The following is an 11,963-nucleotide window of genomic DNA, read 5'->3' on the forward strand; positions in this document are numbered from 1 at the left end:
TCACAGCATCGTAATCATAATCGCTAAGGCATTTCATTTCCCTTACAAGGCTTTCCAGGTCACAGGCAACACCGATTAACCTGTCATAAGATTTAAAATAAAATGGATCCATATGATACTAACCTTAGATATTATTTAAATATTCCTGTAATCAGCTAAAGGCTCATGCATATAGTTAATTATTTTGACCTTGAGTTCCGCAGTTTAATTATTGTGAGAATGTACACTCAAGCAGCATAACATTGCCTTCTCTGCCGAATTTAACTCTTTTTTGTCCGTGCACCATCCAGGATTCTCTCCGGGTATGGAATGTTCCTCTGATTGGGGAGATCCAGTGCCTGTTCTGATTCTGACCTGATCATGACAACCCCTGACCCAGGGCAAACAGGCGTAACCTTCAGGCATGAGAGAATTCGCCTTGCCTCTGATATTGTGATTTTCGTTTTCTTTTCTATGAGCCTTGATAGCAGAAGGGATAATACACATACGAACACATGTGCTTTTATTCTATCTGGTTTCCTGTGGTATACCGGCCTGATCTCCAGAAACGATTTAATTGTCCTGAATGATCTCTCAATCTGCCACTGTTCCTTGTATGCTGTTACGATTTCATCTTTCTGGAGATCGGTATTTGTGACTATGAGAAATCTCCCTGCAAGCTTCGTCAGGACATTGATTCTCTCCTCATTCAGTGCTGTATTGTTCTCCGTGAACTTCACCAGTGATTTCAGCTTTCCATGGGATTTCTTCAGTTCCTTCTGGTCTGTAATATCGGATATCTTCTTCTTCACGATATTGATTTTGTCATTAAGGTCCCTGAGATCAAGTTCCTCCCTCTCCCTGCTGTATACTGCTATATATCTCCTCTTTTCAGCGAGTTTCCTCTGTTCCTCTGTGTAATCATCCTTCATCACATCATCCACGTTTATGATAACTTTCCGTGGCTTCTTCTCCATGGACAATCTCAGGCTCCTCAGGGAAGCGGAATATATCATTGCAGCATCCTTCATGAGGAAGGAGGTAAAAGCAGTATATTCCAGTGCATCAAAAACAGTGGACAGGGCAGACAATGTGATAATGTATGAGGGATACCCAATATTCTGTAAAAACATATCATTCTCTATGGATGATCTGGAACTCCATGGCTATTTCTACCATGATGTCAGGAGGGAGAGTGATGAACGTGCCGATCTGCACAGGAACATCATGGAACGCAGGAAAAGGATAGAGTCACTGCAGGTGAGGAGGGGAATTAAGAAAGGCATAGAATCTATTGCAGGTTCATACATGAGGTATATCACATACAGGATTGAGAACAATGCTATTGTTACCAGTGCAAGGGACAATGCCATATCTGCTGCAGAGAACAGGATGGGAAGATTTTTACTGGTATACAGGGGAGAATACTCAGGATCCGGCTGCCTGAGTGTATACAGGCACAGGGATGCCATAGAGAAGGCATTTCGTGTACTCAAAACTGATATGGATATATTTCCACTCAGGGATCATAAGGAATCCACCATACGTGGAACAGTATTTGTGTTCTTTCTTTCACTTCTAATAAGATCAGCTCTGAGAAGGGGTATGGAATCCACTAAACTCAATGAGAAATACTCAATGGAGAGAATGTTCCTTGAGCTTGAGAAACTGCATATGGTAGAGGACCAGAACGGTGACCTTAAGGAACTGGAGAGAACGAAAAAACAGAAGGACATACTGGATCTACTGAACTCAGTATCATGGTGGTAAAAGTAGGGAGTTCAGGATTTAAACTAAATAAAAAACGAGATCCTGAAAGATGAGCTTATTGTAATCATTTTTAATGCAACTATCTCAATAAAAAGCGGTTAGAATATCGTTGCATATGCAATTATGTGTATAAGTATTGTCCTTCAAATCGGTCACTTTTGGGACTGGTACACTCATTAATGGTGGATATAAATGAGTGGTGGAGAGCTGGAAGGGTTTTTAAAATTGTTATGATTAATGGATAATCTAAAGCGTTATCCTCCAGAAAATATTTCAAGAAAAACTAGATGGTCTTCTGGATTTACCAGTACATCAGAAGTGGCAGGTAGCCCGTTGAGTATTGCAACAAATCCTTCCTCATCGATATTTATAATATTATAAATATTCCTGAGCTTTTCACTTTTGTCCAGTTGGAGTTTTCGTTTTTCCTTTCCTATTATTTCTATCATAACAGCTCCGGGCAGATTCGAACTGCCGTCATCGGATCCAAAGTCCGGAATGCTTGTCCACTACACCACGGAGCTCTAATTACCATAATTATGAATGAATATTAAAATGTGTTGAGAAAATATATTTAAAAATTGTTTTTATTTTTTGGCGGAGCAATTGAATTCATCACTGCATGTCCTTCCCAGGCTTCTCAATATGGAAAAGACAATTCCGAGGCCTTTCTGTGCATCCTCATCTTTCATTGCACGCAGAGTCCCCATCATTCCATTCACTGGTGTGACAGTATCGGTTTTGATTGCATTTTCCACTGCCTTTATCATGTTAACATAATGTGGTGCAACACTCAGGTCAAGTCTGCCTAATGACTCTAAAATTGGTTTTTCATTCATGATCAGGTTCATGGTAAAATCGTTGGATAGAAGTCCCATAACCATGCCCATTGCATTGTCATCCTGTAATATGCCAAGCACAGGATCAAGAAGTCCTTTATTCTGTATTACTGTGACCATCTCAAGAAGATTGCTCAGAGCCTTTACATTCTTCTCCTCTGACATGATCTTTAATAAGGTCATTACAGAATCTGTTTTAGTTGTAAGGGATAATACATCGTCGCTTGTCAACAGACCGAATACTGTTTTTAAGGTTTCATCGTCACTCAATATTCCGGATATTACATCCAGAAATCCAAGGTTGTCAAGTTTTTTTAATAGCTCAACCGCCCTTGTCAAACTGGAAATATATTCCGGTTTCATCAATTTTTCTAACTGTTCATCTTCTGACATCATAATTATTCACCAGCTTGCTAGATATTTGTCAAGTGCCATATCTCCATTTGTCCACATGAAGTATTTAGTAAACAGTTCCTTCTTTATATGGTTTGTGGCTGATGGTTGTGCTATCTTCTTATCACCGCCATAGAATGTTGTATCATTCACGGCTATAGCGAATCCTTCCAGTGGATTGTCTGCTATGCATACAATTTCTGGGGTGTATGTCTCTATTTTTGTGGGAACACCAAGCCTGTTAGCAAGGTCCTGCATTGCAATCCTGGAGGTCTGCACAGCGAGGAATCCAAGCTTTGGAACCGTTATCTGATTTGAATCGCCGCATGAGTAAACATTGGGATATTTAACAGATCTCATATGTTCGTCAGTAACCATGAATCCTCCATCATCGAAAAGATCAGGTGTTGAATTTTTCACTGCATCATTGGCTTCATATGGGGGCAATATAACTGCAATATCTGCTTTTATAGTCTTTCCATCCTCTCCCACAATTTCATCTTTTTTGATTTCCTTTACGCGGAAATTCCATACCGTGTCAAAGCCAGCCTGGCTATACATAGTTTTTACTACTCCCCTTGTTTCCTTTGATATATCTGTGAGTACTTCTTCTCCCGGTGAAAATATCGTTATGTGGGTTTTATCCATAACCCCCTTCTTCTTAAGGAAAGCAGGAATCATTAATGAAAGCTCAAAAACTGGCCCCTCACATGCAGAATCTGCAACGGACGCCCAGTTTGTTGGGTATTTTCCTCTTGGTGTAAGTGTTCCCTGATAGAAAATGCCAGATCCTATTGCTATATTTCCACCCTCGAATTTCTCTAATCTTTCATAAAGAGCTGTTGCAAAATCTGGTTCACAGGCACTTGCCCCATACTCATCCCAGCCCTTCAGGTGTTCCACACCGAGTTTTGCCCCGAATGCAACTACTAGATAATCATAAGTAATATTTTCCTTTTTACCGTCCGGTGCTGAATATTCCACCTTATTCTTTTTTGCATCTATTGCATTTACCGTTCCTAATATAAATTTAATTCCCTTTGCAGGCAAAGCTATTGTAAGATCCACCTCTAGATCTTCTGCTTTATAGACACCGATGCTGACATGAGGCATTCCTGGTCTGAATGCGGCGTATGGAGTGTTATTTATTAATGTTACATCTATCTTATCCCCAAGCAATCTCTTTGCTGTATAAGCTGCCGTCAATCCGGCAAACCTTCCACCTAAAACAAGTAATTTAGTCATTTTCCACCACTTAAGTTATAATATTATAGTAATATATTAAGTTTTTTATCACATTTGTGAAGAAAAATACCTTTTTAGTAAAAATTCTTATTATTGCTTTAAATACATGATGAATACAATTTTATAAAGAGATTTTATAAATAAATAATTTGACTTAAAAATTCAAAGAGTAAAATTATCTGTTATTAAATTTCATTTTTCAATAATGAACACTGATTTTTTACTTTTTCTATAAATTCATGTGTTCCAGCATGGCCTCCTGATTCTACTGGAATTATTCCTTCACCTATTACATTTTCCAATGATTTTTCTATGATGCTGGCTGTTTCAGTCTGGTTTATATGCTTCAGCATCATTATTGAAGAGAGTATAGAGGCAACTGGGTTAGCGATGTTCTTGCCTGCTATGTCCGGAGCACTGCCATGGACAGGTTCAAACATTGAACTTTTATCACCTATATTTCCACTGGGCGCATATCCAAGACCTCCTGTAAGAGAACTTGCCATATCAGACAGTATGTCACCATATAGATTCGGGGCAATTACATAACTGTATTTCTTGGGATTTCTTACCATGTTATAGGCAAGAGAATCGGCATATTCAAAGGCAATCTCCCTCTTGAAAGGTTCCGCTTCCTCCATGGCTATTTCCCTCCATAAGGAGTACATCGGAACTGCATTAGCCTTGTCGGTAACTGTTATATTTTCAGAACCTGCAATTTTATAAGCTGATCTGAAAAATCGTTTTAAATTCTTTCTTGAAAGAAAACCCATTGTATAATATATCTGGTCATCCGATTCTATGTTGATATCCCCATTATAATTGTAGAAACCATCATTTTTATTGAATGTTTTATGTTCGTTGAAATTCCCGGAAATATCAGAGTAAAAATCCTCCTTGTTTTCCCTTAAGATTGTCATGTTTATGTTGTTTCCAGTAATTGCTTTAAAAGAAATAGCTGGGCGTATGTTCATATAAAGGTCAAGTTCCTTTCTAAGTTTGAGTATAACTCCCTGCTCCATAACTCCGGGTTTTACACTGAAATCGCCTATTGCCCCGAAAAGTATGGACTTATAGCTTTTTAAATCCTCTATTTCTTCATCTGTTATGGTAATGCCCTTATTCAAATATCTTTCAGATGAGATGCCATAGTATGTAAAATCAATGGATGAATCAATAGTAGATAGCATTTCACATACTTTTGGGATTATCTCTTTCCCTATCCCATCTCCAGGTATGACAGCAATATCTACCATTTCCCAGACCTCACATAGTTTATTAAGCCATTGCTGTTTATAATATTTTTCAGGAATTCGGGATATTCCTTAAAATGGGTTTCCTTTCCATTATACATTATCGTACTATTCGAAAAATCAACCGAAATTTCATCAAATTCAGAAACATTTATTTTTGCCTCAATAAGGGGAATTCCAGTATTTATGGCATTTCTGAAGAATATCCTCGCAAAACTTTCAGCTATTATGCAGGAAATTCCAAGGCCTTTTATGGTGATAACTGCATGTTCCCTGCTTGATCCAGATCCGAAATTCTTGCCTGCAACTATAATATCACCCTTTTTGATGTGACTAACCAGATCAGGGTATTCATTTTCCATAAAATGAGGTGCAAGCTTGCCTGGATCTGAAGTGTTTAGATATTTTGCTGGTATGATCTGGTCTGTGTCCACATTATCTCCTAATACTATTGCCCTTCCTTTTATATTATTTATCATTTTATAACTCCTCCGGTGTTCCTATTCTTCCCAGTACTGCTGATGCAGCAACTATTGATGGGTTGGCCAGATATACCTTTGATGACTTGTCCCCCATCCTGCCTATAAAGTTCCTGTTTGTTGATGATATGCAAACTTCACCTGGGCCCAATACTCCCATATACCCACCAAGGCATGCACCACATGTTGTTCCTGAAAAATAGCCGCCAGACTCTACTATGGTATTTATTAACCCCTCTTTTAGTGCCTGATTATATACATCCTGGCTTGCTGGCACTACCATTAACCTGACGTTTTTATTTACCTTTTTATTTTTTAATATGGCTGCAGCTTTTCTTATGTCCTCTATCCTTCCATTTGTGCATGAACCTATATATGCCTGATCTATTTTCTCATGTACTGCCGTTGCAATCCTTACATTGTCAGGTGAATTTGGAATTGCAATAGAGGGTTCTATATCATCCATATCAACTTCAATAATCCTGGAGAAATCAGCATTTTCATCTGATTTTACTATTTTATAATCCCCTGTATTTCTTTGATTGAGATATCCTATTGTTTTATCATCAGTATCAAAAAATGAGCATTTGGCTCCAGCCTCAGTTGTCATATTCGCCATGGTCATTCTTTCATTTATGTCTATATAATTTATATTTCCAGAAAATTCCATGCATTTATATGCAGCTCCACCGTTTTTAATTGTTGATAGAATATTTAAAATAATATCCTTGCCCTCAACCCCTTTTTTTGGTTTTCCTCTTAAATTTATTTTAATTGTCTCTGGAATTTTGAACCACATCTTGCCTGTTGCAAATATCACTCCTGCTTCAGTGCTTCCCATTCCAGTGGAAATTGCAGATAGGGCACCGTATGTGTTTGTGTGGGAATCGGCTCCGGCAATTAATCGCCCTGGTGCTGCAAATCCCTTTTCCATCATCACCTGGTGGCACACACCTCCGCTACCTATATCATAAAACCATGTTCCATTTTCAATAGCAAAATCCTTTGATTTTTTATATTGTATTGCTGAGTTTATGTCCTTTGGAGGGATGAAGTGGTCTGGAATAATTATAATTTTATCACTTTTTGCTTTCATTCCAAGCTCGTTGAAGGCATCTATTGCTATTGGAGCTGTTATATCATTTGCCATTACATAATCCACATTAGCCACTACATAGTCTCCGCTTTTCGAGTCTGTTCCACTCTTTTCTGAAAATATCTTTTCTGCTGCTGTTTTACTCATTTCTTATCACCTCTAATAAAAACTCATCGTCTATTGTTTTGTTATCCCTATTTTTTATTATTTTTAATATATTATCTATCTCATCATCTGTTTTGTGGATTCCTTTATTTTCCAGTATATATTTGATAGCTGCTTTCCCAGAATGTTTTCCTATAACTATTCTTCTGTTAATGCCAAAAACCTCAGGGTTTATCGCTTCATATGTTTTCGGGTTGTTTATTATCCCATGAACATGTATTCCAGCCTCATGAGAAAATGCATTTTCCCCTATTATTGCCTTATTTTTCTGTGGTATTATTCCGCTGGCTGCTGTTACATACTTTGATATTTCATATAATTTTTCCATTCTGATGTTAGTGTGTGAGTCGAGAAATCCGTATATAGATGACACAACCTCTTCTAATGAAGCGTTTCCAGCCCTTTCGCCTATGCCATTTATTGTAAGTTGAGCCTCATTCGCCCCTGCCATCAGGCCTGCAAGAGTGTTTGCCGTTGCTAAGCCAAAATCATTATGGCAATGGATGCTTATATTGGTGGTGGTAAATTCTTTTATTTTATTAATAAAGTAATACATTGACATTGGATTCATGATGCCTATAGTATCTGGAAAATTGACAGTCTCAACCTTTATAGATGAAATAATATGTTTAAGAAAATCCATATCAGTTCTTGTGGCATCTTCAGGGGAAAATATTATTGTAAGTCCGTGGCTTCTTGCGTAATCTATTGAATTTGTTATACTTTCAAAAACCTGGTCCCTGGTTTTATTTAGTTTATACTTCATGTGAATGTCCGATGTTGCTATAAATAAATGTATTATTTTTGAGTCGGATTCTATTACCTTATCTATATCGTTTTTATTGCATCTTGCAAGAGAACATATATTGTCCATATCGTAGTTTATACGTTTTATTGTCTTTAATTCCTCATCTGACACTGCCGGGAATCCTGCTTCTATTATGTCAACTCCGGCATCATACAGCATTTTTGCTATTGTATACTTTTGTTCCATGTTAAATGATACGCCGGGTGTTTGCTCTCCATCTCTAAGTGTTGTGTCAAATATATTTATCTTCTTCCTGTCGGTTTCATAGCCTATTCTACTATACTCTCCCATGTTGAAAAAATCGCCATAGCTTCTACTACCATAAAAATACATCTCATTACCTCCAAAATTTTTAATGAAGATAACGTTTACTCAAGCAACAAAAAGAACAATTGCTCAATAAACATTATCGAATCCATCTGATAGGGTATTTACATAATGTTATATAAATATTTGTGGAGTAAAACCTTTAAGAATTGTGTGAGAAAATATTATAATATATCAAAAATAATATAAGAAAACCTGTAAAATAAAGCAAACATAACAATAATTCCTGAAAATTGTGTTATTGCAGATGATTATCTGAATCGTTCAAATTCCAGTATAATTTTGATATTTCTCCCACGTCCTTGCTACCGAATCCCATGTTTTTCGCAAGTTTCATCATTAGATTGTTCTGCTCAATAAGGTGCAGGCTTGACACGCCTAGATCTCTTGCCGATTCAAGTGCCATTTCTATTACATGCTGAGCAAGTTCCATTGAGAATGCTTCCCCAAACTCGTCCTTTGACTGCCATTCCAGACGGAACATCTGGGTTATAGAATTTGCACCTCCCATAGAGAGCGCTTCTATGGCAATTTTTGGATCAATGCCTAGCTTCCTGATTAACACAGACATTTCGCCAAATATGTCAACCACTGCTGTGCCAACCATATTGCTAATCAACTTCATCATAGTGGCCTGATAATGAGTGCCGATATGCATGGGACTTCCCAAGATATGCAGGATTTCCAGAGATTTTATGTAAAGTTGTTCATCTCCACCCAGGAAAAGTGCAAGTTTCCCTTCATTTGCCTCTTGAGGTCCTCTCTCCAGCTTGCATGAGAGGTAATTTGATTTATAATCTCCCAGAGAATCTAATATTTTTTGAAGTTCATTGAGGCTTATTGTAGTTGTATCCATGATTATGGATCCACCTTTGTAGGATTTAAGAATATCAATAACATTATTTCCTTCTGGGAGAGAGAGTATTACATAATCACATGAAAATAATTCAGTGATGTTTTTGGCAGCAATAAAGTGGTCTGAGCTGGTAAATTTGTCCATTGCCTTTATATTTATATCATAACCAAAAACATCCACACTATTTCTCAAAAGAGTGTTTGCCATTCCACTCCCCATCCTCCCCAATCCAGCAATTCCGACTTTCATTTTTTATCCATTTCATCACTTTACATATAGTTTATTAATTTAAATGGTGTTGCATAATTATTAAAACTCAATTTAATAATCAGCCCGATAAAAGAATGATACAATTCAGTGATGTTGATTTCAGGGATAATTAGGATAAGGAGATGAAAGGATGAATGGAATGGCATAGAGGAAATCAATTTATCTGTAAAGAGAAAGTATGGCGAAACATTAAAATAAAAAATATGAAACAGTGGAATGTGAAGGTTATCAAAGATTCAGATTATGCAATGTTATAAAGAATTATGGTGAAATGCATACATATGGGGAATTAAGAATGTTATAAAACATGGTCGATAAGTATAAAAGTTATAATATGAAGGAAATAAAACAGAAGAAGTTATGCAACAGACCACAAATTAAGCTTTTAATATTATGCCGTGAGCCGGGATTGAACCAGCGACCTCCAGATCTTCAGTCTGGCGCTCTCCCAACTGAGCTATCACGGCGACATAGCCATATTGTTAATCTTTATTAAAATGTTTTTATCGTATTTGTTATGGAACTTTAAATTTTGGGGTTAAGTTAAACAGTTGGATATCCATAAACAAATGGGCTAAAGTATATATAGTCAAGTTTATTTATTAGAACGATGAGAAAGTTTTCAGAATATTTCACTGTATTTTTCTTCTACCGTTTAGCAGGTATTATTTTACTACTTAGTGGTCTGGTATTTTATTTATTTTGGGGGATAGAATATTCTGGATGGACTGATTCGGGTCTTATATCATTTGTTGCGCCACTAATTCTGCTCGGATTGTTAACAATATGGCTCGGAAATGAAAAAGAAAAGGAAAGTAGAAAATTGGTTAAAAAATGAATTTATTGGTATAAAATAATAATAAATTAAAAAATTTATGGCTCGATAATATCTTTTTCTTTTTGTGTAATTCAAAGGAGATACATAAATAAATATAGAAGATTTTATTGTAATACCGTGAGAGATAAGGACATATATGATATGGATTATAAAGGAGAGGTGAATTTCCAGTGGAAAGTATTTATTTCTCGATATTATGGAAACAAAAAAATTTTAAATAAAAACACACATAATATTCATGTATATAAATGGGGGAGAGGGGTGTATTTCCAATGGAAATGAAAAATGGTACCCCTATGAGAACTGCTCTTTACAATGAGCATAAAAAACTAGATGCTAAGATGATAGATTTTCATGGCTGGGAAATGCCATTAGAATATAGCTCTATTATAAAGGAACACATGGCTGTTAGAACAGATGTTGGAATTTTTGACATATCTCATATGGGTGATATTGTTATTTCAGGTCATGATGCTGAGACCTATGTAGATTATATCTTTCCATCGAAAGTTTCTGATTTAAAGGAAAATAAGTGTATGTATACTGCATTTCTTAACAATGATGGAAATATGATAGATGATACTATCATATACAGATTGTCCAGAGAGAAGTTTTTTTTGATACCAAACGCATCTAATATAGAAAAAATTTACAGATGGATGATAGATAATAAAAATAGTTATAGTGTAAATATAGAAAATTATTCAAATCTTATAAGCCATATTGCAGTCCAGGGACCTAGATCAGAAGAGATAATAAGAAAACTCGGCATGGAATTTCCAGAAGCATTTACATTTATATATACTGATTCACAAAAACACAATGCTATAACCGATAGTGGTGAAATAATAATCTCAGGGACTGGATATACTGGAGAGAAGGGTGTGGAACTGATAATTCCTAATGAAATTGCTGCTGACATCTGGATTAATCTATTAAAAGAGATCTATAAAATAAACGGCCTTCCGTGCGGATTAGGTGCCAGAGATACATTAAGAATGGAAAAGGGGATGCTATTATCAGGACAGGATTTTAATGAAAATAAGAATCCATATGAAGCTTCCATATCATTTATTGTAAACTTTGAACATAATTTTATTGGAAAAGAAATATTATTAGAACAGAAAACACAATATAATAATATATTTAGAGGCTTTAAACTGGAAAATAGAAATATTCCGAGAAATGGCTATGATATATATGTGAACGATAAGATAGAAGGAAAAATAACCAGTGGAACTCTATCACCAATACTGAATATTGGTATTGGATTGGGTTATATTAATAAAGAATATAGCAAAACCGGAAATGAAATTTTTATTAATATAAGAAATAATAAGGTAAAAGCGGAAGTTGTAAAACCAAAAATTGTGAAATAGTAGTATTATTATATTATTTTTTAAAATATAATTTATATATATTATATATAATATATTTTTTTAATTATTAATAATAAAATAAGTGTGTCACTTTATAATATAATAATATAAACTTTTATATTTATTTATATAGTATATCTAATTATTTTTATATATATTAATCAATTATAATTTTTTCACAGGATGCCCATATACCTTTTTTACGTTCCACTGGAAATGTACCTCTCCCCCTCCCATAAATAATTAATATAAACCTTCATATCAAA

General features: G+C 35.6%; 13 protein-coding genes and 2 tRNA genes. 4 read left to right on the forward strand and 11 right to left on the reverse strand.

The genetic code is table 11. The features are described from left to right. Nucleotides 1–260: 260 nt before the first annotated feature. Entirely contained in the window at nt 261–956 is a 696-nt protein-coding gene (locus AMDU4_RS11920; RefSeq protein ID WP_021788216.1) for an IS1634 family transposase, read from the reverse strand. Between AMDU4_RS11920 and AMDU4_RS11925 the strand changes: the two genes are divergently transcribed. After that, complete coding sequence (locus AMDU4_RS11925) at nt 955–1,749, forward strand: hypothetical protein (protein ID WP_290705274.1); 795 nt, start codon at nt 955–957, stop codon at nt 1,747–1,749. The two genes, AMDU4_RS11920 and AMDU4_RS11925, sit on opposite strands and share 2 nt — an antisense overlap. Nucleotides 1,750–2,003: 254 nt before the next feature. Here the strand turns inward: AMDU4_RS11925 and AMDU4_RS11930 are convergent, their stop codons facing one another. From AMDU4_RS11930 to AMDU4_RS11975, 10 genes are all read right to left on the reverse strand, one after another. Continuing rightward, complete coding sequence (locus AMDU4_RS11930; protein WP_021786799.1) at nt 2,004–2,198, reverse strand: hypothetical protein; 195 nt, start codon at nt 2,196–2,198, stop codon at nt 2,004–2,006. A gap of 2 nt (nt 2,199–2,200) precedes the next feature. Next, a tRNA-Gln gene (locus AMDU4_RS11935) sits at nt 2,201–2,273 on the reverse strand. Nucleotides 2,274–2,336: 63 nt separating this feature from the next. After that, on the reverse strand, nt 2,337–2,984 hold the full coding sequence (locus AMDU4_RS11940) for a DUF1641 domain-containing protein (protein WP_021788218.1): 648 nt from the start codon (nt 2,982–2,984) through the stop codon (nt 2,337–2,339). 6 nt (nt 2,985–2,990) lie between these two features. Next, nucleotides 2,991–4,226, reverse strand: a complete 1,236-nt coding sequence (locus AMDU4_RS11945; protein WP_021788219.1) for an NAD(P)/FAD-dependent oxidoreductase — start codon at nt 4,224–4,226, stop codon at nt 2,991–2,993. A 185-nt stretch (nt 4,227–4,411) separates the two neighbouring features. After that, nucleotides 4,412–5,482, reverse strand: coding sequence for an isocitrate/isopropylmalate dehydrogenase family protein (locus AMDU4_RS11950; RefSeq protein WP_021788220.1), 1,071 nt, complete (start codon nt 5,480–5,482; stop codon nt 4,412–4,414). Beyond that, nucleotides 5,476–5,958 carry a hypothetical protein gene (locus tag AMDU4_RS11955; RefSeq protein WP_021788221.1) on the reverse strand — a complete coding sequence of 161 codons (483 nt, stop codon included), beginning with the start codon at nt 5,956–5,958 and terminating at the stop codon, nt 5,476–5,478. Before AMDU4_RS11955 ends, AMDU4_RS11950 begins: the two co-directional genes overlap by 7 nt. 1 nt (nt 5,959) lies before the next feature. Next, complete coding sequence (locus AMDU4_RS11960; RefSeq protein ID WP_021788222.1) at nt 5,960–7,201, reverse strand: 3-isopropylmalate dehydratase large subunit; 1,242 nt, start codon at nt 7,199–7,201, stop codon at nt 5,960–5,962. Next, nucleotides 7,194–8,360, reverse strand: a complete 1,167-nt coding sequence (locus tag AMDU4_RS11965) for a hypothetical protein (protein WP_021788223.1) — start codon at nt 8,358–8,360, stop codon at nt 7,194–7,196. The genes AMDU4_RS11960 and AMDU4_RS11965 overlap by 8 nt, the downstream gene beginning before the upstream one ends. A gap of 232 nt (nt 8,361–8,592) precedes the next feature. Continuing rightward, a complete protein-coding gene (locus AMDU4_RS11970; RefSeq protein ID WP_021788224.1) occupies nt 8,593–9,459 on the reverse strand; it encodes an NAD(P)-dependent oxidoreductase in 867 nt (288 codons plus the stop codon). A 415-nt stretch (nt 9,460–9,874) separates the two neighbouring features. Further along, a tRNA-Phe gene (locus AMDU4_RS11975) sits at nt 9,875–9,947 on the reverse strand. A gap of 143 nt (nt 9,948–10,090) precedes the next feature. On the opposite strand from AMDU4_RS11975, the gene AMDU4_RS11980 reads away from it, so the two are divergent. The 3 genes from AMDU4_RS11980 to gcvT all read left to right on the forward strand — a co-directional run bounded on the left by AMDU4_RS11980 (nt 10,091) and on the right by gcvT (nt 11,697). Then, a complete protein-coding gene (locus AMDU4_RS11980) occupies nt 10,091–10,318 on the forward strand; it encodes a hypothetical protein (RefSeq protein WP_021788225.1) in 228 nt (75 codons plus the stop codon). 117 nt (nt 10,319–10,435) lie between these two features. Then, nucleotides 10,436–10,600, forward strand: a complete 165-nt coding sequence (locus AMDU4_RS11985) for a hypothetical protein (protein ID WP_290705277.1) — start codon at nt 10,436–10,438, stop codon at nt 10,598–10,600. After that, nucleotides 10,591–11,697, forward strand: a complete 1,107-nt coding sequence (gcvT, locus tag AMDU4_RS11990) for a glycine cleavage system aminomethyltransferase GcvT (RefSeq protein ID WP_290705280.1) — start codon at nt 10,591–10,593, stop codon at nt 11,695–11,697. Before AMDU4_RS11985 ends, gcvT begins: the two co-directional genes overlap by 10 nt. Nucleotides 11,698–11,963 lie beyond the last annotated feature (266 nt).

This window comes from Ferroplasma sp. Type II (genome assembly GCF_000496155.1).